Origin of the sequence: Rhizobium sp. 18065 (genome assembly GCF_902706095.1) — a bacterium.
Taxonomy (GTDB): Bacteria; Pseudomonadota; Alphaproteobacteria; order Rhizobiales; family Rhizobiaceae; genus Allorhizobium.
On sequence record NZ_CACSJP010000001.1, the window covers coordinates 651135 to 673793 of the forward strand.

The following is a 22659-nucleotide window of genomic DNA, read 5'->3' on the forward strand; positions in this document are numbered from 1 at the left end:
TCTCGAAGACGATAGAAAAGGAACTTTCCCGTGGCCGACACACTCCGCCTGACCATATCCGTCCGCAGCCAGGGTCATACCACGCCGTTGAAGGATGGTACCGTCACCCTCGACGGGATCGAATTCGAGTTCATCGACGTGGAACCCCAGATTGCCGCCTATCGCCGGATGGTGCGAGATCTGGAGTTCGACGTCTGTGAACTGGCGTCGACGACCTACTACATCGCCCGCTCTCATGGTGCCCCGTATACGGCGCTGCCGATCTTCTTCGAGCGCAAGTTTCACCACACCGGGCTCGTCGTCCGCCCGGATGCCGGCATCACGCATCCGAAGGATCTCGAAGGCAAGAAGGTCGGCGTTCGCGCCTATTCGGTGACAACCGGTGTCTGGACCAGAGGCGTGCTTCAGAACGAGTACGGACTCGATTGTTCGAAGGTCACCTGGGTCGTCGACGATGAGGAGCATGTGGCCCAGATGGGCCTGCCGGGCAATGTCATTCACGCTCACGACGGCCATTCTCTGGCGGATCTGATGGCGGCGGGGGAGCTGCAGGCAGGCTTCACCGCCAATGCCGGGATCGGGCGTGCCGGACCACCGACCGAGGGTTGGGCGGCCTCGGCCAAGCCGGTCGACAGCTATCCCGAATTGCTGCCTGACGGCAAAGTCGCGGAGGTGGAATGGTATGCGCGCACCGGCATCCTGCCGATGCATTCGACGCTCGTGATCCGTGACGAAATACTCGCTGCTCGCCCCGATGTTGCGCCCAAGATCTACAATGCCTTCCTGCAGGCAAAGGAGATCTACCTGGAACGCCTGCGCCTGGGCGAGGGTACCAGCAAACAGGACGAGGATCGCCGCAAGCTGATGAAGATAGTGGGCCCGGATCCGCTGCCCTATGGCCTTGCCTCCAATCGCCCCTCGATCGAGGCACTGAAACTCTACGCTGAACAGCAACAACTGATGGCCCGCGATGTGCCTGTCGACGAGTTGTTCATCGACGAAGCAGGCTTCTGAGCCCTTGCGCCGATTCAAGAGGATAAAGACATGATCATCGATTGCCACGGACACTACACTACCGCACCAAAGGCACTGCAAGGCTTCCGCGCCCGCCAACTCGAGGCGTTCAAGGCTAAGGTCGCTGCCCCTCACAAGGATGAGCTGGTGATTTCCGACGACGAGATCCGCTTGACGCTGGAAGACAATCAGGTGCGCCTCCAGCAGGAGCGTGGAACGGACGTCACGCTTTTTTCCCCCGGTGCCGGCAAGATGGCGCATCACGAAGGTGACGCGAAAGTGTCCCAGCAATGGGCGGAGGTTTCCAATGATCTCATCTACCGCGCGACGCAGATCTTCCCGAAAAGCTTTGTCGGCGTGTGCCAGTTGCCCCAATCGCCCGGTGTTTCGCCGGCCAATTGTGTTGCAGAGCTGGAGCGCTGCGTGACTGAGCTGGGCTTCGTCGGCTGCAACGTCAATCCCGACCCTTCGGGCGGCTACTGGACCGATCCGCCGCTGACGGATCGATACTGGTATCCGCTCTACGAGAAACTCGTGGAACTGGAGGTGCCGGCGATGGTTCATGTCGCCTCCTCCTGCAATCCGTGTTTCCACGGCACGGGCGCGCACTATCTTGCGGCCGACACGACGGCTTTCATGCAGCTTCTACTCTCGGATCTTTTTAAGGACTTCCCGACGTTGAAGTTCATCATACCCCATGGCGGCGGAGCCGTCCCCTATCATTGGGGTCGCTACCGCGGACTGGCACAGGATTTGAAGCGTCCGCCTTTGGCGGAACTGCTGCTGGACAATGTGTTCTTCGATACCTGCGTCTATCACGATCCTGGCGTGCAGCTTCTGACCAAGGTGATCCCGGTCAAGAACGTACTGTTTGCCTCGGAAATGATCGGGGCGGTAAAGAGTATCGATCCCGAGACCGGCCATCGCTTCGACGACACCAAGCGCTATATCGACAACGTGCCCTGGCTGACCGACGAGGATCGCCAAAAGATCTTTTACGAGAATGTGCTGCACGTCTATCCTAGGCTCGGCGTCGCGCTGGCGCGGATGAATGGCTGATCGCAAGGTTCGGGGAACACCATGATCCGCAGGTCAGCGAGCAGGATAAGGACGGCTTTTTCGGCGCTGAGCCACCGAAACTATCGCCTGATGTGGACGGGAACGCTGGTTTCCAACACGGGTGACTGGATGGATCAGGTGGCGCTGAACTGGCTGGTCGTTGCGACCACCGGTTCGCCGTTCCAGCTTGCTCTGGTCAACCTTTGCCGAGGCCTGCCAATCCTGCTCTTCGTGCTGGTCGGCGGAGCCATGGCCGATCGCCTGCCGCGCCGTCGGCTTATGATGCTGACCCAGGCGGCAGCCATGGCGCTCGCCATATTTCTGGCCGCGATGGTACTTTGGGGCGGCGCGCCGCTCTGGGCGATCCTTACTGTGGCGACGGGTCGAGGCATCTTTACCGCTTTCAACATGCCGGTCCGCCATTCGCTGATTTCCGAACTGGTGCCGAGGCACGATCTGCCGAATGCGATAGCGCTTCATTCCATGACCGTGAACCTGACCAAGATCATCGGCCCGGCGCTGGCCGGCCTGATCATTGCCACGCTGGGTACGGGCGTTTGTTTTGTTCTGAACGCGGCAAGCTTCGTTGTCGTGATCGGATCGCTTCAAGCGATGCGCTTTCCGCCCGAGCCGACACGCGCGCCATCACTGCCGCTCGGCCGAAGCATCGCCGAGGGCGTGGCCTATGTCCGTGGCGAACGAACAGTGCTGATGCTTGTGCTGATCGCCCTGGTGCCGACATTTTTTGGTCAGCCATATCTGAGTATCCTGACCTTGTTCGCCCATGATGTCTTCCAGATCGGACCGGAAGGGCTTGGCCTGTTGATGGCCTTTGCCGCAGGCGGCTCGGTCATCGGTGCCTTGGTGCTGGCAAGTCTGCCAGGGATAGCCGCGTCCGGTTGGTGGATGATGGCTTTTCTGATCGGGTTCGGAGCCATTCTCGTTGTGTTCGCAGCCAGCCCTTTCCTTGCCGTGGCGCCCGTCCTGTTGCTGGCTGCGGGTGCGTTCTACATCGCCTACAACGCGGCCAATAACACGATCCTGCAGATGCGGGTGCCGAACGAGGTGAGGGGGCGGGTTATCTCGATCCTCATGCTGAACCGTGGCTTGGTGCAGTTGGGTACCGCAGCAAGCGCGGGTCTTGCTGGTGTGATCGGCGCACGTTGGGCCTTGGCGATCAACGGACTGATCATTCTGGTCTTTGGAGCGTTGGTTCTCCTGCGGGAGCGGCGGATTACCGGACTGAATGGCGGAGACTAGGAGCCGCGGAAGCAAGAATGTGCCGCCGAAAGACGGGGGCCGAAGCGAAAATCTCGGAGGACGATTTATGCCACAGAAAAAAACAGCTCTAGTTATCAGCGCGCATGCAGCCGACTTCGTCTGGCGCTGCGGAGGGGCGATCGCCCTTCATGCGGACAAAGGTTACGAGGTTACCGTTGTGTGCCTCTCGTTCGGCGAGCGCGGCGAATCCGCCAAGCTCTGGAAGGAGCCGGGCATGACGCTCGACAAGGTGAAATCAGCGCGCCGCTTGGAGGCAGAAAAAGCCGCCAAGGCGCTTGGCGTACACAATCTCGTAAGCTTCGACCTGGGTGACTATCCGCTGCGGCTGACCGATGATGACAAGTATCGCCTGGTCGACGTGATCCGCGAGGTGCAGCCAAGTTTCATGCTGAGCCACTCACAATACGATCCTTACAACACAGACCATATGTACGCGACGCAGATCGCGCTCGAGACCCGCATGATCGCGCAGGCCTGGGGCCACAAACCGGGCCAGAAGGTTCTGGGTGCGCCGCAACTCTACCTGTTCGAGCCGCACCAGACCGAGCAGATGGGATGGAAGCCCGACGTTTTCCTCGACATCTCACCTGTCTGGGAAAAGAAGCGCGCAGCGATCGAATGCATGGAGGGACAGGAACACCTCTGGGATTACTACACGCGCGTCGCTGAAAACCGGGCCAATCATTACATGCGCAATTCCGGCGGCCAGTCGGGCGGCCGGGCGGCAAAATACGCGGAAGGCTTCCAGTCGATCTTCCCGCGCACCGTCGACGAACTCTGAGCCTGCAAGATTCCATTTGGACCCGAGGAAACCGCCATGATTGAGACGCAGACCCCCATCTATACGCTTCTTGCCGAATATGGAGTGACCCGCGCGCTGCGCAACGGAGAGGTGAACTCTAAGCTATTGCGGCTGGACTATGCCGACTACGACCCTTCAAATCTGGGTTTCAAGACGTTCGTCCGGGATGCAGCCTTCCAGGCCGGGGAACTGGCAATAGTCACCTTTCTGATGGCAAAGGCACGAGGTGCACCCCTGGTGCTGATGCCTGCTCCTATCTCCGGCCGCTTCCAGCACCATTGCATCGCCTACAACGCTGAAAACCGGGTGCTGTCGCCAAAGGATCTGGAGGGCAAACGGGTGGGCGTGCGCGCCTATACGCAGACGACCGGGGCCTGGGTTCGCGGTATACTGCAGAACGAATATGATGTGGACCTGAGCAAGATCACATGGGTCTGCTTCGAGGATGCCCATGTCGAGAACTATACCGAACCTTCCAACGTGACGCGTGGTAGCGAAGGGCAAAAATTGATCGACATGCTGCTCGACGGTTCGCTGGACGCGGCCATGCTGGGCAGCAACATGCCGGATGATCCGCGCCTGAAAACGGTCATCGTTGATCCGCAAGAGGCGGCAAAGGTCTGGTTCGAGCGCACCGGGGTTATTCCGCTGAACCACGTATTCGTGGTGCGCGAGGATCTTTCGAATGAGCGACCAGATCTCGTACGTGAACTCTACCGGCTCCTGAAGGAAAGCAAGGCCAAGGCGGGACTAAAGGGCCTAGATACAAGGCCATATGGGGTCGAGGCGAACCGCAAGACACTGGAAATGATAATTCTGTATTGCCGGCAGCAGGGATTGATCGACCGCGATCTCACGGTTGACGAACTGTTTGACGATGTGACGCGCACTTTGGAATAGGAACTTTGCATCCAGTCGTGGCAAGATGACAGAGGCGATGCCCAAATGTCCGCTGGGATGGATGGCGATGGCAATCGAGTAGGGAGGCAACGCCCAGGTGGCCCGGCGCATCGATCGGAAGAACAATGGTTGTCGGTTCGATCGGCGAAATCGGCACCCACGTCTACTTTCGACACCTTATTGGGCATTCGGCCGATTTAGGTGTCGAAGGTGCCTCGATTGTGAATTCTGGTCTTGCAACCGTAGGGCCGGAACTGTGCGAGTTCACTGCGGATAGCTCGAGTCTGCCTCAACCGGAACGTCGTCAATTCCACTGGTTCAATCACACGTAGAATAGAATCCTGACGGCGCTGATTTCAAGCGACACCACGGCTTTAACGCTTTGATCGCCTGGAGATGCCCAAAAGCAGTTAGCCTGTCACGTTGAGGTACACGGCGAAGAGCGAACGCGTGGCTGTAATGTAAAGGCGGTTGCGCTCCGGTCCTCCAAAGCAGACATTGCTTACTGTCTCGGCGATGAGGATCTTCCCGATCAGTTGGCCTTTGTGATCGAGGCAATGCACGCCATCGCCCGCACTGGTCCAAATGTGTCCTGCACTGTCTACGCGCAGGCCATCATACATGCCGCTTGTACATTCGCTGAAGACCCGGTCATTTTTCGGCTTGCCTTCCGGGTCGATGACGTAAGCCAAAAGGCGGGCGGGCTGAACACCGCTATCGACCACGAACAAGGTCTGTTCGTCACGCGAGAGAGTTAGCCCGTTCGGTTGCTTCAGATCGGTCACTATCGCTTCCAGGTTTCCGTTTCGGTCGAGCCGATAAACGTTGCTGCTTGCGATCTCGCTCTTCGCGAGTGATCCCTCATAAGGTGTGGAGATGCCGTAGGTCGGATCTGTAAACCAGATATTGCCTTTGCTGTCCGCAACCACGTCGTTGGGCGAATTCAGCCTTTTTCCCCCGAACCTATCGGCAAGGACCGTCAGGCTACCGTCGTGTTCCCGGCGGGTGACCCGGCGTGTCAGGTGCTCGCAGGAGATCACCCGTCCTTCGCGATCGAGCGTATGGCCGTTGGCAAAGTTGGACGGGGTTTCGAAGATTGCGACGGTGTCGTTTGCCTCGTCGTAGCGCAGGACACGATTGTTCGGGATGTCCGAGAACAGCAAATGGCGTGCCGCCGGCACATAGACCGGCCCCTCCAGCCAGCGTCCACCTGTGTAGAGCAGGTCGACATGCACATTCGGCAGAATCAGTGATTTGAACGCCGGGTCAACGATCTCGAACCAATCCGTGTAACGCATGCCACCCAAGCCCCCGACAAGATTAGAGTTTGTTCATCCAGCCGAGCCCCTCGCGGGTACCGGCGGTTGGGCGATATTCGCAGCCGACATAACCCTCGTAACCGATCGCATCGATCTCGGCGAAGATCCTGCGGTCGTCGAGTTCACCGCTCAGGGGCTCGTGGCGTTCGGGCACGGAGGCGATCTGTATATGACCGATGACCGGTGCCATCTGCCGGAGCGCCATGATCACATCGCCATGCAGGATCTGCCGGTGGTAGACGTCGAACTGCAGCTTCACATGGACCGCATCCATCTCGGAAATGAAGTCAACCGCGCGGTTGAAGTCGTTGAGGAAATAACCCGGCATGTCACGACCGTTGATCGGCTCGATGACGAGACCGATGCCGGCCTCGCCGGTGCGGTCGGTGGCGCGCTTCAAGTTGTTGCGATAGGTGGCAATCGCTTGCGGATCCGCCGCCGGCGCCAGCCCCGCCATCATGTGCAGAAGCGGTGTGCCGATGACTTTGGCATAGGCGATGGCCGTGTCCAGGGCAGCCGCGAATTCCGCTTCGCGTCCCGGCAGTGCTGCCATGCCACGCTCGCCTGCCAACCAGTCGCCGGGCGGCATGTTGAAGAGCGCCTGGGTGAGGCTGACCGCCTGACGGCGCTCGGCGACGACCTCCGCCGGATGGTCGTAGGGAAAGAGATATTCGACGGCCGTAAAACCGCAATCTGCTGCGGCCGCGAAACGGTCGAGGAAGGGCACCTCGTTGAACATCATCGACAGGTTGGCGGCAAACTTGGGCATATTCAGTCCTCGTCATCCATGCCGGGAAGCTTGAGGCCGGCAATTTTCGCAAGCAGGCGCGCAACCGAGCTGTCATCGTCACGGCCCATGCCGGCTGCCTCGGTCATGATGAAGAGCTGAAGGGCGGCACTTGCTATCGGCAGGGGGAACTTGGTCTGTCGCCCGATATCCGAGACGATGCCGAGATCCTTGGTGAAAATCGCGACCGCACTGTGCGGTGTGTAATCGCCTTCCAGCACATGCGGGATACGGTTTTCGAACATCCAGCTGTTGCCGGCCGACTTAGTGATCACGTCGAAGACCCTGGATATGTCGAGATCGAGGCTTTTGGCGAAGGTGATCGCCTCGCAGGCGGCGGCGATGTGGACCCCGGCCAGCAGCTGGTTGACGATCTTGAAGGATGAACCGATGCCCGGCTGTTCGCCGAGTTCGTAGACAGTACCCGCCATCCCATCGAGCGCAGTTCTTGCCGCGGCAAAGGCTTCCGGCGAACCTGAGGCCATGAAAGTGAGCTGGCCAGCATCGGCCTTCTTCGAGCCGCCGCTGATCGGACCGTCGACATAGAGCAGGCCCGCTTCTTCGACCCGGGCGGCAAAGCGCTTGGCTTCGGCCGGCGAGATCGTTGCGCAGGCGATCACGACACCACCGGGCTTCATCGCGGCGACGACGCCGTTCTCGCCAAAGAGCACGGTCTCCGTCTGCGCGGCATTGACCACCACGATCACGGCGACATCAGCGCCGGCTACTGCATCGCCCGGATTGCTGCCCGCGGTGCCGCCAGCGGTTTCAAGCGCTTTCAGGGCATCGGCACTGATGTCGAAGCCTCGCACCGCAAGACCGGCCCGCAGCAGCGAGCGGGCCATGCCGAGGCCCATGGAGCCGAGGCCGACGACGGCGACGGACGAAAGATGAGACATCAGCGGAAGCTCCTTTTGTAGCCACGGATCAAAAGCATGGCCAGAATGATGGCACCGAAAACGATCTGCCGGAAGGCTTCCGGCATCTGCAGCACCGAGAGGATCGAGGACAGAAGGGTGATGAAAATGGCGCCGACGATTGTGCCTCCATAACCGCCCTGACCGCCCATGATCGAGGTGCCCCCGATGACCACGGCGGTGATCACCGGCAGCATATAGGGGTCGCCCATGCCCTGATAGGCCTGGTTTGCATAGCCGGCGAGCAGGATGGCACCGATCGCTGTGAAAATGCCTGCCACGACGAAGGTGAGCGTCGTGACGAGCCGCACGCGGATGCCCGAGAGGTAGGCGGCCTTTTCCGAATTGCCCATGGCTATCAGATATTTGCCGTAGACGGTACGGTGCAGCAGGTAAAACATAAAGGCCATCACCACAAGCCAGAACAGGAAGGCGTTGGGTATTCCAAAACTACGTTCCAGCGACAGTGTGATCGATAGCGGTGGCGCCATGCCACGCGGCTTGAAACCACCGGTGAAGAAGACGACGGAGCCGACCAGCATCGAGTTCATCGCCAGCGTCCAGACCATGGAGGGCAGGCGCAGGAATGCGACGCCGATTCCGTTTATCAGGCCGATCAGGACGCCGGTCAGGAGCCCGATCGGGATGGCTAGGGAGGCGAGCGCCGGATCCTGCGAGCCCGCAACCGTCGTGGCGACGATGGCGATCGCCGTGATTGCGGCCGGCACCGAGAGGTCGATATGACCGAGCAGGATGACGAGCGTGGCACCGGCGGCAATGATGCCGAGGAAGGAGGCTATCTGTAGTTGCTGCAGCAGGTAGCCGGCGGTGAGAAAGGTCGGCAGGATGGTCCCGCCGGCAGCGAGCAGCAGGCCGCAGCCGATTGCAACGACAAGAACGGCTGGGTCGACGGGGAGGCTCGGCCGAGCAGGCCCGGAAATCACACGGTCGGTCATTGGGCGAACAACTTCAGTTTGTTGCGGACGCGCAGCACGCCTATGGAGCCGAAGGCAATCGCGAGCGCGAGGATAAGACCCTCGAAGAAGGGCTGGGCGAGGGGGGGAAGGCCGGAAAAGAACATCAGCGATGCAACGGTCTTCAATAGCATTGCACCGACTGCGACGCCGATCGCTGTACCGATGCCGCCGGCGAGCGAGACTCCCCCGAGCACGATCGCCGCGATCGAATTCAGTGTATAGGTCGGGCCGATGCCGGCGTCACCCGTCATGGTGACCATGGAGACATAGAGCCCAGCCATGCCGGCCATGAGGCCGCCGAGTACGTGGGCCGAGATGCGCATGAAAGTGGTGTCGATGCCGGTCAATTGGGCCGAGTGTTCATTTGCCCCGAGTGCCTTCAGCGCCATGCCGAAACTCGTCTTGCGCAGGACGATGGTGATGACGAGCACGGTCGCGACGATCAGGACGAGGGAGGTCGGGATCGGGCCGATCGCATAGGTGAAGGCATCCGAAAGCTCCGAATTGACCGCGCCGCCCGGTGTGGGCCTCAGATAAAGCGCGATGCCGGAATAGATGGCACCTGTGGCAAGCGTCGCAACGATTGGCGGGACATTGCCGAAGCAGACAAAGAGGCCTGTGAACAACCCGCAGGCCATGCCAACCAGAAGGACTGCTGCCATTCCAAAAGCGAGCGATCCGCCTTCGCCGGCAAGCACAAAGGAGGCCGCGACATTGGTGAGCGCCACAACCGCGCCGACCGAAAGATCGATCCCGCGTACCAGCACCACGAAGAACTGCGCGAAGGCGGCAAAGACCAAGAGCGCCGACTGGTTGGACCAGATCGTCAGTACATAGGTGGAAAGTCCCCTTGGATGAGTGGCGATATAGAGCACGAAAAGCGCCACGAAAGCGATCGTCGGAATGACGACCCGCAGGTTGCGTCGGATGTAGAGCGAGGTCATTGGACGGTCTCCGGCAGGGATGTCGGGGCGTTGAGCCCCATGGCAGCCGAAATCAGGTTTTCGGGAGTGAGCGCGTCGCCTGCAAGTTCCCTTGCGATCCGCCCACGGTAGAAGACCGCGACCCGGTCGCAGAGATGCACGAGTTCCTCGTAGTCGGTCGATTGCATCACGATCGCGATGCCCTGGCCTGCGAGGTCGGTGAGCAGGCGGTAAATCTGCGCTTTGGTCTTCACGTCGATGCCGCGCGTCGGGTCGAGCAAGAGCAGGCAGCGCGGACTGAGCGCTAGCCATTTGGCGAGCAGTACCTTCTGCTGATTGCCGCCGGACAGCGACATGACCGGATCAGACAGTTGCCCATAAGTCAGTTCGAGCCGTTCCAGTAGGTTAAGACAGCGTGCGTCGAGCGCATGTTTGTCTGTGTGAAGCCCGATGCCGGCGAGCCGCATGTTGTCGGCGATCGACAGAGGCTGGATCATGCCCTCCGTCTTGCGGTCTTCTGGCACCAGCGCAATGCCGATCTCCGGTGACTTCGACCGATGCGGGGAGCGGCGTTCGTAAGTCTTGCCGGCAAACTCGATTGACCCGCCGACACCCGAGAGCGTGCCGAAGATCGCTTCGAGAACGCGCTGCTGTCCCTGACCTTCGAGTCCACCCAATCCGTAAATTTCGCCAGGGCGCACTGTGAAGCCGACATCGAAGAGTTCACCGGACAGGGAAAGGTCCTTGACGGACAGAAGCGGTGCAACAGTTGCGGGCACGGTCGGGCGGGCCGGCGGAAAGAGCCGATCCATCGTCTCGCCGATCATAAGAGATACGATGCTCTGGTTATCGAGGCTGCCAGCCGGAAAGGTGCGTACATGCTGTCCGGCACGGAAGACCGAGATGGTGTCGGCCAGTGCCTCGACCTCGTGAAAGCGATGTGAAATGAAGAGAATGCAGCAACCGTCGTCGCGCAGCTTGCGGATGACGGTGAACACCTTCTGGACGGCGGAGGCGCCGAGTGCGGAGGTGGCCTCATCGAGGATGAGAAGCCGCGGTTTCTGGTAGAGCGCCTTGGCAATTTCTACCCGCTGACGGTCGGCCAGCGATAGCTCCTCCACGGGCGTATCGAGGGAAATGCTCTCGGCTCCGATCAGGTCGAGGGCTGCACGCGCCTCTTCGTAAGCCTTGGCCAACATGAAACCGAACCTTGTCTGCGGACGGGCCAGCGTGATGTTATCGCCGACCGAGAGCGTCGGCAAAAGCGACAGTTCCTGGAACATGCAGACGATACCGGCTGCCGACGCCTGCCGTGTTCCGGAAAACCGGGTGGTCCGACCTTCGAGCCGGATCTCGCCGGTGGTCGGCTGGATGGCTCCGGAGAGCAGTTTCATCAGGGTCGACTTGCCGGCACCGTTTTCGCCGAGGATGGCGTGGACGGAGCCCGGGCGGGCCGAAAAATCAACGGTCTTCAAGGCCTGGATCGGCCCATAAGACTTCGAGATCCCCGAAAGTTCGATGAGCGGAACTGACGTCATTCTGGCATGTCCTGGTATGATCCGGTCGGCGGCGCCTCAGAGGTCAAGCACCGCCGTCCGGCTGGGAGGATCAGGTATTGTCAGGGGTCTGGCCGAGCAACTCTTCCGGCGTGAAGACCGGGAAGCAGTTCGGATAACCGGTGGCCGTGTAGAATGTGTCCGGCAGGTTCGGGAAGTAATCAGTGGCTTCCTTCAGCTCTGCATTGTCCTTGTTCGGGATTGGCAGGAATACCTTCTGCGGTAGGGTATTACCCTCGAGCAGCGAGACGGCGGCTTCGAGGGCGACGGCCGACATGACCGGCGCCTGGGCGGCGGTGAGGCCCGGATATTTGCCTTCGGCGATCAGCTTGCGGGAGCCGTTGCCGGCGTCGCCACCGATCGGAACCACCGGATGACCGGCGTTCTTCATGGCGTTCAATGCACCAATCGTGCCTTCCTGGACCATGACGCCGTCGAAGTTGCCGTTGGTGGCAATCGCGTCGGCGGTCACCTTCTGTACGGTGCCGGCATCCCAGTTGCCAACCACCTGCACAACCTTCAGGCCTGGGTGCTTGTCGAGGACGGAGCGCATGCCGAGATGGTTGTCACGGTCGGTCGCATTGCCCGGTAGGCCGGAGACTTCGAGCACGCTACCCTCGACCTTGCCCTTGGCCTTCTCGATTTCGCGAACGACGGCTTCTGCCTTCATCGCGCCGAGTTCGAACTGGTTCTCGTTGACCTGCACGATGGCATCGGTATCGAGCACGTTGTCGAACGGCACGAGTACGGTGCCCGCCTGTTCTGCGCGCTTGATGACGGAGGAAAACGCGGTCGGGTTGACAGCGATGAAGGTGATCGCGTCGTAACCGGCGGCGATGAAGTTGTCGATCGCGGCAATCTGGGCGGCGCTGTCATTTCCGACAGAGACGACGGTGAATTCGGACAGCTTGGCTTTGTTTTCCGCACGCGCAGCCCAGGCCTTGGCGCCCTGGATGGCGGTCACGCGCCAGTCATTGCCGGCAAAGCCGTTGACGAAGGCGACCTTGTAGGGGCCATCGCGCTTTTCATACTTGATTACCTTGGCATTGTCGGGTGCTGCAGAGAAGCACTCCGGACGATGGGTATCCTCGGCGTGGACGACTGAGGCGAAACTGAAGGCGCAGAGCATCGCGGCCGACGCAGCAAGCGCGGCCTTGTTAAAGGTTCTCACGGTGAACTCCTCCCGAAGTGTAAATCTCCCAGAAAGCGCTAATCTCAGCGCTAACATAATTTTTTAAGCACATCCTCTAGCCAGGATCAAGCAAAATATGTTAGCGCTGAGATAAAGTTTGGGACGCCATCCTGGCGTACAGGATCCGGCGTCACTTTACGGTCCGATCATGCCGTGCGAGAGTGGGAGGAGAAGAAGCCGATGCAGCCGGATACGCCGACGCTGACCCATGTGGCCCGCATGGCGAATGTCAGTGAGAACACTGTGTCGCGGGTCATCCGCAACAAGGGTTCGATTGCGGAAGAGACTCGCCGGCGCGTGCTCGATGCCATCGATGCGCTTGGCTATGTGCCCAATCGTGCGGCCGGCTCGCTTGCCTCCTCGGCATCGCTGATCATTGGTGTGATCCTGCCCTCGCTGTCCAACATCGTTTTCCCCGAGGTGCTGCGCGGCATCCATGCCGGTCTGGCCGATACCCCCTATCAGCCAATGATCGGCGTCACCGATTACGACCTCGGCAAGGAGCAGCAACTCGTTTCCTCGCTTCTCGCCTGGCAGCCGACTGCCTTGATCACGACCGGCTTCGAACACACCGACGCCGCCCTAAGAATGCTTGAAAACAGCCGCATTCGCATTGCCGAACTGATGGACATCGACGATACGCCGATCGATCTCGCCGTTGGCCTTTCCCATCGCCGGGCCGGTCGCGCGACAGCCGAGCATCTCGTCCGTCGCGGGTACAGCCGGATCGGCTACGTCGGTCACGACTGGTCCGCCGACCGCCGCGCCCGGTCCCGCTATGAGGGGCTGTGCGAGGCGCTCTCGGAGGCTGGCCTGTCGCTGGCGATTGAAAAGCGTCATGACGGTCCCAGCTCGACGATTGCTGGTCGCGACACGCTGGCTGGGCTCCTGGCCGATGGCGCGATTGCTGATGCGGTCGTCTTCTCCAACGACGACATGGCGGTCGGCGGCTTTATGCATTGCTTGGGTGCCGCGATCCCGGTGCCGGAGCGGCTCGCCCTTTTCGGTTTCAACGGGCTAGAGATCGGCCAGGCGCTGCCGAAGCCACTGTCGACGGTGCGCTCGAACCGCTTCCTTATCGGGAAGACCGCGGTTGAGGCACTCCTGTCTCAGGCCGAGCGACCAACCAAGCCGCAGATCATCGACACCGGATTTGCCATCATCGACGGCGCGACGGCCTGACGGCGCGCGCCTTTACCGGAGACTGCCATGCTTTTGGGCGCGATTGCCGACGACCTCACCGGAGCCACCGACCTTGCGCTGATGCTGTCGCGGGAGGGCATGCGGACTATCCAGACGATTGGCATCCCCAAGGCTGAGCTCGATCTCAAAGACGTCGACGCCGTGGTCGTTGCGCTGAAGTCCCGAACCAATCCGGCAGGGGACGCCGTCGCGATGTCGCTCGAGGCGCTCGCCTTCCTGCGCGACGTCGGTGCCCAGCAATTCCTGTTCAAATACTGCTCGACCTTCGATTCCAGTCCTGCCGGCAATATCGGTCCCGTCACCGAGGCCCTGATGCAGGCGCTCGGCACGGGTCTGACGATCGTCTGCCCGGCGTTCCCGGCCAATGGCCGCACCATCTACAAGGGCCATCTCTTCGTCGGCGACCAGCTGCTTTCCGACAGTCCGATGCGCAACCATCCGCTGACCCCGATGACCGACAGCTCTCTGGTCCGCCTGATGGCCGGCCAGTCGCAGCTGAGGGTGGGGCTGGTGACCCGCGAGACGGTCGTCCAAGGACCCTCGGCAGTCGCCCAAGCCTTCGAGTTGGCCCGCGAAAAGGGCGAACAGGCGTTGGTGGTCGATGCACTGACCGATGCCGATCTTCGGATAATTGGCGAAGCGGCCGCCGGTATGGTCTTGATCACCGGTGGCTCCGGCATCGCGCTCGGCCTGCCGGAAAATTTCCGCCGTGCCGGTCTGTTGCGACCTGCCGGCGAAGAGGTCGTCTTTTCCGCGCCGGCGGGCCGGTCGATGATCCTCGCCGGGTCCTGTTCGGACGCGACCCGTGGGCAGATCAAGGCTGCAATTGCTGCAGGTATTCCGGCACTTAAGCTCGATCCCCTCGCTATCGCCGAAGGTCGTCTCCGGGTCGAGGAGGCCCTGATCTGGGCTCTCGCACAGTCGGCAGGGGTGCCACTGATCTATTCGAGCGCTGAACCGGACGAGGTCAAGGCCGCCCAGGCCGCCCTCGGTCGGGAGCGCGCCGGATCGCTGATCGAGCATTTCCTGGCTGAAATGGCACTCGGGTTGAGGGCCTCCGGTGTTCGCCGGCTGATCGTCGCTGGCGGCGAGACCTCGGGCGCAGTGGTCGGGGCCCTGGCGCCGGATGCCCTGTTCATCGGCCCGGAAATCGACCCCGGCGTACCATGGACGCTCACCCTCGGGCAAACAGAGCCGATGGCGCTGGCGCTCAAGTCCGGTAACTTCGGCGCACCCGATTTCTTCCTCAAGGCCTGGGACCTTCTGCCATGACCGCCATTCTCTCCGAGGAAACCCGCCTGCGCGACGAGATCGCCGAGGTCGGCAAATCCCTCTTCGATCGCTGCTTCACCTTCGGCTCGACCGGCAACATCAGTGCGCGGCTCTCGAATGGCGAAATGCTGATGACGCCGACCAATGCGTCGATGGGATCGCTTGATCCGGCCAGGCTATCGAAATTCACCGCCGAGGGCGTACATGTTGGCGGCGACAAGCCTACCAAGGAAGCCTTCCTGCACCAGTGCATGTATTGCGCGCGGGAAAGCTCGGGCGCGGTCGTGCATCTGCATTCGACCCATGCGGTCGCCGTCAGCATTCTTGAGGGGCTTGACCCAAACGACGTTCTTCCGCCGCTTACCGCCTATTATGTCATGCGTGTCGGACGCCTGCCGCTTGCGCCCTACTTCCCGCCGGGCGACGTGGCGCTTGCCGAAGCCGTTCGCGAAAGAGCGCGAGAAAGCCATGCGGTTCTTCTTGCCAACCACGGACCCGTCGTCGCGGGTAGAACCTTGCGCGAGGCGCAGTATGCCATGGAGGAACTCGAAGAGACATCCAAACTCTTCCTGATGCTGCGGGGCGAACGCACCAGGCCTTTGACATCGCAGCAAGTGGAAGCGCTGCGATGAGCGGCAGTCAGTCGCCCATCGCGACACTTTCGCCTCGTTCAACCTTCACACGCGCCCACCCACCCGGATCCTGGTTTCTCATGTGAATGACGGAAGTCCTGGATAGTTCACACCATCCCGAGATCGTCGAAGGAAGCGTGAAGAGCCCTGTCGAATATCGTAAGAGCCTCGGCCTGAACTTATGAAGCAGTCCAACTTTTTATCCGCACCCCTTACCGGGTCAGTTCTCAGTGGAAATCAACATAGATATCATATTGCCGATGATTTCAGTCGGGCTCGGGCCTACATCAGCGCGTCGGCGATCTTGACCAGATGAGCGACCGATGTTGCCTTCATCTTCCGCATCATGTGGCCCCTGTGAAGTTTCACCGTCGGCTCCGCAAGACGAAGCTCTGCCGCAATCTGCTTATTGAGTTTGCCGGCGATGACTAAGGTCATAATTTGTCGCTCACGCTCAGTAAGCGTCATGTATTTTGACCGAGTGGAAGCTTTCCCTGATTTTTCCTTTCGCCTAGCGGCGTCATCCGCAATCGCGCGGTTCACTGCTTCCAATAGGTCTTGCTCCCGAACCGGCTTGTTCAGCACGTCTATAGCGCCAGCCTTCATAGCCCGAACAGCCATTGGCACGTCAACATGGGCACTAATCAAGACGACGGACCGAGGAAGATCGCTTTTTGCTAAAGCTTCCTGAAACTCAAGACCGCTCTGGCCGGGAAGGCGAATGTCGAGGACGATACAACCGGCTTTTTCGGGATCGTCTGCGGCAATAAACTCTTTGACTGAGCCGTGTGTTTCAGCGCTGAGACCCACGGACTCGAACAGCCCCTTTAGGGCTTCGCGAACACTTTGATCATCGTCAATGACGATGACAGTAGGCCTCTTGTTCTTCCTGTCATCGATCAACGGCCGTATCCTCGAAGCTGGAGAGCGTGAATTTAAATGACGCTCCTTTAGGGAGGTTGTTTGTAGCCCAAATACGTCCGCCGTGCGCTTCGACGATGGACCGACAAATAGGAAGGCCCATTCCTATCCCGTCGGATTTTGTCGTATAGAAAGCCTCAAATATCCGGTGGAGGTGTTCTGGCACTATTCCCTGTCCCGTGTCGGAAACACTGACTTCGATATCTTCATCTTGCGTGCACCTGACACTGATGATCGCCTCTTCACCGGGTTGTGTAGCCTCGGCGCTGTTCATTATCAGGTTAAGAAGAACCTGTTGTAGCTGAGTGCGATCACCCAGGACATAGAGAGGATCAGACGTGAGATCCGTGACGACCTGCACTCCTCTGGATTGCAACTCTTCCCGCAAAAGAAACAGCACATCCCTCAGCGCTTTGTTGAAATCGGTCCTCTCCATCCGCAAGGGAGATCTCTGGGCCATCGCGCGTATGCTGGCAACAATCCCACCAGCGCGGTGCCCATCCTGCACGATTCGCTCTGCGGCCAGGCGGGCCTGTTCGAGATCCGTCTGTCCGTCCTGAAGCCAGCGCAGGCAGGTCCCGGCATTGGTCACAATCGCCATGAGTGGTTGATTGATCTCATGCGCTATCGAGACGGCCAACTCGCCGATAGTGGTCAACCGGGTAACGTGTGCAAGGTCGCTCTGGCTCTGACGAAGTGACTCCTCGGCGCGTTTACGATCCTCAATGTCGATAACAACACCATACCACCGAACAACGTTACCGTCCGCATCAAGCAGCGGGTTCTGCCGTAGGTTGAACCACCTGTATTCCCCGTCGGATCGTCTGATACGCGCATCTACCGGATCGGGGCGTTTCGTGGCAACGATCTCCTCCCAGCTTATGCGCATACGTTCGACGTCGTCGGGATGAAAAACGCGGTAAAATCCGTAGCCTTGAAGGTCTTCTATCTTAAGGCCTACGAAATCGATGAAGATCTTGTTCCAGTACTCCAGCTGCCCATCGGGCGTGCATGACCAGGCCATGGCAGGTATTGTATTGATTACAAGGTTGAGCTTGTGTTCGCTCTCCCTGAGTGCTGCCTCGCTGTTGCGAAGAGCGTTCTCCGCGCACTGCAAGTTTTCGATATCGATATTGACCCCAAACCAGCGCACGACACCATTGGCATCGGTGAGCTTTCGGCCAGAGAAATAGAACCATCGGTACTGTCCATCTCCACCGCGAATGCGCCCTTTCAGCTGAGTATGGTCCGAATGCTCAAGGTCTCTCTTCCAGATCTCCACCATCTCCGGAATATCATCTGGATGGTAGAGGTCCAGAAAGCCCCAGTCTAGGATCCGGTCGGCTGGCAGTCCCGCATAATCCAGCCAGCTCTTGTTGACAAAATCTGCACTTCCATCCGGCCGCGCAGACCAGACGAGGACTGGAAGCGAGTCGATGATGAGCCTCAGGTTGTGTTCGCTCGCCGCAAGCGCGGATTTCGTCTCCTTGAGCGAATCCTCCGCTTGTTTGCGATCCCCGATATCGAGAACGACACCGTACCATCTGACAACATTTCCTTCTGGATCGAGCCGAGGTCTTTGCCGAAGGCTACACCAGCGATAGTCCCCGTCTGCCCGCTTTATCCGCCCTTCGACTTCTTTTCCCGTTCCGGAAGTCATGATGCTTCGCCACTCTGTACCCAGATTATCGACATCATCGGGGTGGAAGAGGCGGTAGAAGTTCTCTCCTGCAATATCTGCAAGCGGCAAGCCGACGTATTCGAGGAAGTGCTGATTGGCAAAATCAAGCATTCCATCCGACGTCGTAGACCATGCCATCGCCGGAATCAGATCGATGATCGCGTCGGCGTCTGTGTGGTTTTCCAAGCTGTTCCCCTTTAGCTGCTCGTGTTGCCAGCACAGGGAAGAAACTACGCGTTTTCCAAATGTTGCGTTAGGCAAGATTGATAGACGAAGGTCTATTTTTGCAGTCCCTTCGTCTAGTCGAAAGGGACCTAGATCGCAATTGAGGGTGGGCTCAATCCGCCCTACACATGGGGTGAAGAGAGTGGTTGAGCGCCCGCATCAGCCGGGACACTCCTGATCACCGGACATGCTATTGCCCGCCGAACGGCTAACGCTATTGAGCGTTCTACGGGTAAATCAGTCAATCGATCCTATCTTGGAGTTCGCGTTGTGACCGTTAACCGCTACCGACCCATACCCAAGTCCGTCTCAATCGTTCTCGTGCACGGCGCTTTCGTTGATGCCTCGGGCTGGCGGAAGGTCTACGAGATCTTGTCGCGAGATGGTTATGAAGTCCTTGTCGTCCAAAACTCCGCGATCACGTTTGACCAGGATGTAGAACGTACGAGGGGTATGATTGCGGACGCGGCTCACCCGGTGGTGCTTGTTGGACATTCGTATGGTGGCGCCGTGATTACGGAAGCAGGGACCGATGAGAAGGTCCTGAGCCTCGTTTACCTGGCAGCCTTCGTCCCAGACGCTGGTGAATCTGTATTCGACTTGACGTTACAGGAGGTTCCCGGTGTGGAAAAGGCTCCCTTGCTTCCGCAGAAGGACGGCTTCTTTCGAGTGGAACAGGAGAAATTTCCGACGGCATTTGGCGCCGATATAGATCCTTCCGAAGCGCAGTTTCTGGCTGCTGCTCAGAGGCCGTGGGGACATGAGGCCGTGCAAGGCAAGATCTCTTCGCCAGCGTGGAACGCCAAGCCATCCTTCTACCTGCTCGCAACGGAAGACCGAATGATTCCAGCTCAAGCGCAGGCGGCGATGGCCGCGCGGGCAACAGCCAAGGTTGTCGAGGTTAGCAGTAGCCACGCCGTGATGTTGTCGCAGCCTGATGCAGTTGCAGCGCTCATCAGTGTCGCAACTGAGCCGGCTCGGCAGAACTGAGGCCGAGCATCAGCCGCTGGAAACACATCAATCACCAACCGGGGGATATCATGCGCAATTTTCTTATGCTGACAAGTTCAAAGGCACCACAAACATCAACGACCAAACCAGAGGAGAATGGCATGCCTCAGCTTTCACGCCGCGCCTTCGCTGGCGCCCTGCCTCTGGGTCTCGTCGGAGGAGCCCTTTTTAGTGGAAGCGTACTTGGTGACCTTACCGCCCAAGCGGCGACACCGAAAGCCGGTACGGTTCCTGTTGCAGCAACACCATTTGCGCAGATTCGCATCGGCCGGTTCACGGTGACGGCGCTGACGGATGGGTATGCCGATATGCCCTACGACTATTTTCCGGGACGATCTGCCCCTGAGGTGGAAAAGGCGGCGGGCGCACAGTTTACCGCCCGCCCAAGCGGAGTTCGGTTCCTCTTCAACCAGTATCTCGTTGAAGACGGCGAGCGCCGTATCTTGATCGACGCCGGTGCGGCAGGTTCAATCGGGCAGACCGGGCAGCTCCCGCAGGCGCTAGCCACTCTCGGTCTGAAGCCAAGCCAGATTGATGCTGTCATTGTCACGCACATGCACCAGGACCACATGGGTGGTCTGATTCTGGGCGGCAAGAACAACTACCCGGATGCCGAAGTCTATATCGATCGTCGCGACGTCATCCATTGGACCGACCGGGCCATGCGCAACGGTGCTCCCGATTTCCTGCAGCCCAGCTTCAAGATGGCCGAAGAGGTCGTACGCCTATATCCAAAGCTGCAAGCGATCGACGGGGAGCGCGAGATTGCGCCGGGTGTCTCGATCGTCGACCTGACCGGCCACACGCCCGGCCATATCGGTGTCCGGATCGAAGACGGCGGCAAGAGCTTGATCATGGTTTCAGACATGATTTTCCCGGTCGTTCATCCCGCCGCAACCGATGTGTTCTTCTTGTTTGAGCAAGACCGTGCCGCTGCGAAGGCGATGCGTGACCGCTTCTTCCCGCAAGCCGCTTCGGAAGGTGCGCTGATCGCCGCCACACATATGCCGTTCCCGGGGCTCGGCCGTGTGGCTTCTGATCGTGGGCAAATGCGCTGGGAAGTCGCCGACTGGGCCTTGCAGGACTGACCACTTGTGGATTGAGGCGGGCCGGCACTAAACAGTGATGCGGGCCTGCCTGAGTATGGAGTTTAGCATGCCGTATCATTTTCTTGAGGTCGCTGTGACCCCAAGTGTCAGCGCCGCTCAGGCGGATATGGGTGTGGACCAGATATGGCTGGGCGCTGACGACCGTCCGTCGGACACCTTCACCGAGAACGAGGTGGCTTTATCGCCTCACGTGACAGCTTCTATATAGCATCGGTGTCTGAAACAGGTTGGCCATACGTTCAACACCGTGGAGGAAAAGAGGGCTTCCTCAAGGTCATCGATAAGCAAACAATGGCGTTCGCCGACTATCGCGGCAATCGTCAGTATATCAGCGCCGGAAATTTCGCAGCCAACGACCGCGCCTGTCTGTTCCTGATCGACTATGTCCGACGGGCTCGGCTGAAAATTTATGCACATGTCGAGCGGCTGACGCTCGATGCCGACGAGGCACTCAAAGATCTCGTATCCGATCCGACCTACAAAGGCCGGGCTGAGCGGATATTCAAGCTTCGGCTAGAGGCATATGACTGGAATTGCCCACAGCACATCATCCCGCGCTATACCGAACAGCAGGTTGAACAGGCAGTGGCTCCTCTTCGTGCGAAGCTGCAACAATTGGAAGCAGAAAATGCGGCATTGAGAACACAGCTAGAAGGGATAACAAGATGACCGTCTCTCAGAGACCGCCACTTCCTCCGTTTACATCCGAAAGTGCCGCAGAGAAGGTTCGGCTTGCTGAGGACGGCTGGAACAGCCGTGACCCGGCCAAGGTCGTATTAGCCTACACAATGGACAGCCAGTGGCGCAATCGCGCAGAGTTCGTGGATGGCAGGGAGGCTATTGTCACGTTTCTTACGGAAAAATGGCGGCGGGAGCTCGACTACCGCCTGATCAAAGAACTCTGGGCCTTCGATGGCAACAGAATAGCCGTCAGGTTTGCATATGAGTGGCATGATGACAGTGGCAACTGGTACAGATCTTTCGGGAACGAGAATTGGGAGTTCGACGATAGTGGCCTGATGCGTAAGCGCTACGCCTGCATCAACGATTTGCCAATCCGAATGGATGACCGTCGCTTTCATTGGCCGCTAGGGCGCCGGCCAGATGATCATCCTGAGCTGAGCGAGCTGGGTTTTTAGTCGAAAGGTGTCTCCATCTCATTCGGCGCAAGGTAACAACGCGGGAGCCATTTTGAATTCGCAAATTTCAAAACGTTCTTTTGCAACAGAGGAAAAGGCCATCGAGCTTAAAGCCTTCGTCGACCTGCACAACGTTTCGCCGGAAAGTCATCAGCGATGAAGAGCACTTCGAATGCCTTCCCATCGACGGAGGATGCGCGATCTCTCTGCCGCGCACCTGAACTTCCTCCGTTGCATTCATGCGCTCCAGTTTCATTGGAAATACCTTAACTCGGTGTCCACGAAACCGGCAGTAGGCCAGATTGCGATTGCGAATTCTCCCACTGAACTGCGCAAGAGACGTGCCCAATGTCAGAACGTGTAGATTGAAATTCCGTCTTGCACGCCATTGAAGGGGTTCCCTGATACGGGTCTCATTGGCGATAAATTTCCCTCTTTTTATAGATAGGGAAACGCTCTTTAAGGAACTGAAAATTCAACGGTATTTCAGGAGGCTTTCGCTTCTTGTCCCGAAAGCTGCTCGGTTTCCCTGTGAAACGCCCAATATCAGGGAAACTGGAAGCTGAGACGGGTTCGCAGTCAACTGCGTCCAGCACCATTTTCATCTAAAAAGTGATCCCACAGTGCCCGACAACGGAAATAGTCATCCGTTGTCTGCCATCGGGTGTTCACAACACCTGTACCGATGTCATCAATGCCGTCGGCCGGTCACTTCCTCCCTTTCGTAAAGATTGCATTC

At 59.1% G+C, this 22659-nt stretch carries 20 protein-coding genes and 1 pseudogene; 12 read left to right on the forward strand and 9 right to left on the reverse strand.

The genetic code is table 11. From position 1 onward, the window contains the following. Positions 1-30: 30 nt before the first annotated feature. From GVK95_RS03055 to GVK95_RS03075, 5 genes are all read left to right on the forward strand, one after another. Positions 31-1014, forward strand: a complete 984-nt coding sequence (locus tag GVK95_RS03055; RefSeq protein ID WP_159946434.1) for a PhnD/SsuA/transferrin family substrate-binding protein — start codon at positions 31-33, stop codon at positions 1012-1014. A gap of 30 nt (positions 1015-1044) precedes the next feature. Then, complete coding sequence (locus GVK95_RS03060; protein WP_159946436.1) at positions 1045-2073, forward strand: amidohydrolase family protein; 1029 nt, start codon at positions 1045-1047, stop codon at positions 2071-2073. A 21-nt stretch (positions 2074-2094) separates the two neighbouring features. Continuing rightward, positions 2095-3333 (forward strand): MFS transporter, encoded by a 1239-nt coding sequence (locus GVK95_RS03065; RefSeq protein ID WP_159946438.1) that lies wholly within the window; start codon positions 2095-2097, stop codon positions 3331-3333. Between the two features lie 67 nt (positions 3334-3400). After that, a complete protein-coding gene (locus GVK95_RS03070) occupies positions 3401-4135 on the forward strand; it encodes a PIG-L deacetylase family protein (RefSeq protein ID WP_159946440.1) in 735 nt (244 codons plus the stop codon). A gap of 36 nt (positions 4136-4171) precedes the next feature. Next, positions 4172-5056 (forward strand): ABC transporter substrate-binding protein, encoded by an 885-nt coding sequence (locus tag GVK95_RS03075; protein WP_159946442.1) that lies wholly within the window; start codon positions 4172-4174, stop codon positions 5054-5056. A 410-nt stretch (positions 5057-5466) separates the two neighbouring features. On the opposite strand, the gene GVK95_RS03080 is transcribed toward GVK95_RS03075, so the two are convergent. The 7 genes from GVK95_RS03080 to GVK95_RS03110 all read right to left on the reverse strand — a co-directional run bounded on the left by GVK95_RS03080 (position 5467) and on the right by GVK95_RS03110 (position 12706). After that, positions 5467-6354 (reverse strand): SMP-30/gluconolactonase/LRE family protein, encoded by an 888-nt coding sequence (locus GVK95_RS03080; RefSeq protein ID WP_159946444.1) that lies wholly within the window; start codon positions 6352-6354, stop codon positions 5467-5469. Between the two features lie 22 nt (positions 6355-6376). Then, positions 6377-7144 (reverse strand): 2-oxo-tetronate isomerase, encoded by a 768-nt coding sequence (otnI, locus tag GVK95_RS03085; protein ID WP_159946446.1) that lies wholly within the window; start codon positions 7142-7144, stop codon positions 6377-6379. A gap of 2 nt (positions 7145-7146) precedes the next feature. After that, positions 7147-8061: an L-threonate dehydrogenase gene (ltnD, locus tag GVK95_RS03090; RefSeq protein WP_159946448.1), complete on the reverse strand. Its 915-nt coding sequence runs from the start codon at positions 8059-8061 to the stop codon at positions 7147-7149. Further along, on the reverse strand, positions 8061-9035 hold the full coding sequence (locus GVK95_RS03095) for an ABC transporter permease (protein WP_159946450.1): 975 nt from the start codon (positions 9033-9035) through the stop codon (positions 8061-8063). Before GVK95_RS03095 ends, ltnD begins: the two co-directional genes overlap by 1 nt. Next, positions 9032-10000, reverse strand: coding sequence for an ABC transporter permease (locus GVK95_RS03100; RefSeq protein WP_159946452.1), 969 nt, complete (start codon positions 9998-10000; stop codon positions 9032-9034). Before GVK95_RS03100 ends, GVK95_RS03095 begins: the two co-directional genes overlap by 4 nt. After that, on the reverse strand, positions 9997-11517 hold the full coding sequence (locus tag GVK95_RS03105) for a sugar ABC transporter ATP-binding protein (protein ID WP_159946454.1): 1521 nt from the start codon (positions 11515-11517) through the stop codon (positions 9997-9999). Before GVK95_RS03105 ends, GVK95_RS03100 begins: the two co-directional genes overlap by 4 nt. A 70-nt stretch (positions 11518-11587) precedes the next feature. After that, a complete protein-coding gene (locus GVK95_RS03110; protein WP_159946456.1) occupies positions 11588-12706 on the reverse strand; it encodes a sugar ABC transporter substrate-binding protein in 1119 nt (372 codons plus the stop codon). A gap of 201 nt (positions 12707-12907) precedes the next feature. On the opposite strand from GVK95_RS03110, the gene GVK95_RS03115 reads away from it, so the two are divergent. Genes GVK95_RS03115 through otnC form a run of 3 tightly spaced genes read left to right on the forward strand, consistent with a single transcriptional unit; the run spans position 12908 to position 15834 of the window. Further along, positions 12908-13909: a LacI family DNA-binding transcriptional regulator gene (locus GVK95_RS03115; protein WP_159946458.1), complete on the forward strand. Its 1002-nt coding sequence runs from the start codon at positions 12908-12910 to the stop codon at positions 13907-13909. 27 nt (positions 13910-13936) lie between these two features. Further along, positions 13937-15202 (forward strand): 3-oxo-tetronate kinase, encoded by a 1266-nt coding sequence (gene otnK, locus GVK95_RS03120; RefSeq protein ID WP_159946460.1) that lies wholly within the window; start codon positions 13937-13939, stop codon positions 15200-15202. Next, positions 15199-15834 (forward strand): 3-oxo-tetronate 4-phosphate decarboxylase, encoded by a 636-nt coding sequence (otnC, locus tag GVK95_RS03125; protein ID WP_159946462.1) that lies wholly within the window; start codon positions 15199-15201, stop codon positions 15832-15834. Before otnK ends, otnC begins: the two co-directional genes overlap by 4 nt. 282 nt (positions 15835-16116) lie before the next feature. On the opposite strand, the gene GVK95_RS03130 is transcribed toward otnC, so the two are convergent. Next, the gene (locus GVK95_RS03130; protein ID WP_159946464.1) at positions 16117-16737 is read right to left on the reverse strand and encodes a response regulator; all 621 of its coding nucleotides are present in this window, start codon (positions 16735-16737) and stop codon (positions 16117-16119) included. Further along, positions 16727-18622, reverse strand: coding sequence for a PAS domain-containing sensor histidine kinase (locus tag GVK95_RS03135; protein ID WP_159946466.1), 1896 nt, complete (start codon positions 18620-18622; stop codon positions 16727-16729). The genes GVK95_RS03130 and GVK95_RS03135 overlap by 11 nt, the downstream gene beginning before the upstream one ends. 309 nt (positions 18623-18931) lie before the next feature. Between GVK95_RS03135 and GVK95_RS03140 the strand changes: the two genes are divergently transcribed. The 4 genes and pseudogenes from GVK95_RS03140 to GVK95_RS03155 all read left to right on the forward strand — a co-directional run bounded on the left by GVK95_RS03140 (position 18932) and on the right by GVK95_RS03155 (position 21920). Beyond that, positions 18932-19651 (forward strand): alpha/beta hydrolase, encoded by a 720-nt coding sequence (locus tag GVK95_RS03140; RefSeq protein ID WP_159946468.1) that lies wholly within the window; start codon positions 18932-18934, stop codon positions 19649-19651. 122 nt (positions 19652-19773) lie between these two features. After that, a complete protein-coding gene (locus GVK95_RS03145) occupies positions 19774-20760 on the forward strand; it encodes an MBL fold metallo-hydrolase (RefSeq protein ID WP_159946469.1) in 987 nt (328 codons plus the stop codon). Positions 20761-20827: 67 nt separating this feature from the next. Next, a pseudogene (locus GVK95_RS03150) lies at positions 20828-21450 on the forward strand (pyridoxamine 5'-phosphate oxidase family protein). Then, positions 21447-21920, forward strand: coding sequence for a nuclear transport factor 2 family protein (locus tag GVK95_RS03155; RefSeq protein ID WP_159946470.1), 474 nt, complete (start codon positions 21447-21449; stop codon positions 21918-21920). The pseudogene GVK95_RS03150 and the gene GVK95_RS03155 overlap by 4 nt, the downstream one beginning before the upstream one ends. The last annotated feature ends 739 nt before the right edge of the window (positions 21921-22659 follow it).

Excerpts from the sequence above, each read along its gene's own strand:
- GVK95_RS03060 (WP_159946436.1), top strand. The coding sequence starts at position 1,045 with ATGATCATCGATTGCCACGGACACTACACTACCGCACCAAAGGCACTG.
- GVK95_RS03065 (WP_159946438.1), top strand. The coding sequence starts at position 2,095 with ATGATCCGCAGGTCAGCGAGCAGGATAAGGACGGCTTTTTCGGCGCTG.
- GVK95_RS03070 (WP_159946440.1), top strand. The coding sequence starts at position 3,401 with ATGCCACAGAAAAAAACAGCTCTAGTTATCAGCGCGCATGCAGCCGAC.
- GVK95_RS03075 (WP_159946442.1), top strand. The coding sequence starts at position 4,172 with ATGATTGAGACGCAGACCCCCATCTATACGCTTCTTGCCGAATATGGA.
- GVK95_RS03080 (WP_159946444.1), bottom strand. The coding sequence starts at position 6,354 with ATGCGTTACACGGATTGGTTCGAGATCGTTGACCCGGCGTTCAAATCA.
- otnI (WP_159946446.1), bottom strand. The coding sequence starts at position 7,144 with ATGCCCAAGTTTGCCGCCAACCTGTCGATGATGTTCAACGAGGTGCCC.
- ltnD (WP_159946448.1), bottom strand. The coding sequence starts at position 8,061 with ATGTCTCATCTTTCGTCCGTCGCCGTCGTCGGCCTCGGCTCCATGGGC.
- GVK95_RS03095 (WP_159946450.1), bottom strand. The coding sequence starts at position 9,035 with ATGACCGACCGTGTGATTTCCGGGCCTGCTCGGCCGAGCCTCCCCGTC.
- GVK95_RS03100 (WP_159946452.1), bottom strand. The coding sequence starts at position 10,000 with ATGACCTCGCTCTACATCCGACGCAACCTGCGGGTCGTCATTCCGACG.
- GVK95_RS03105 (WP_159946454.1), bottom strand. The coding sequence starts at position 11,517 with ATGACGTCAGTTCCGCTCATCGAACTTTCGGGGATCTCGAAGTCTTAT.
- GVK95_RS03115 (WP_159946458.1), top strand. The coding sequence starts at position 12,908 with ATGCAGCCGGATACGCCGACGCTGACCCATGTGGCCCGCATGGCGAAT.
- otnK (WP_159946460.1), top strand. The coding sequence starts at position 13,937 with ATGCTTTTGGGCGCGATTGCCGACGACCTCACCGGAGCCACCGACCTT.
- otnC (WP_159946462.1), top strand. The coding sequence starts at position 15,199 with ATGACCGCCATTCTCTCCGAGGAAACCCGCCTGCGCGACGAGATCGCC.
- GVK95_RS03145 (WP_159946469.1), top strand. The coding sequence starts at position 19,774 with ATGCCTCAGCTTTCACGCCGCGCCTTCGCTGGCGCCCTGCCTCTGGGT.
- GVK95_RS03155 (WP_159946470.1), top strand. The coding sequence starts at position 21,447 with ATGACCGTCTCTCAGAGACCGCCACTTCCTCCGTTTACATCCGAAAGT.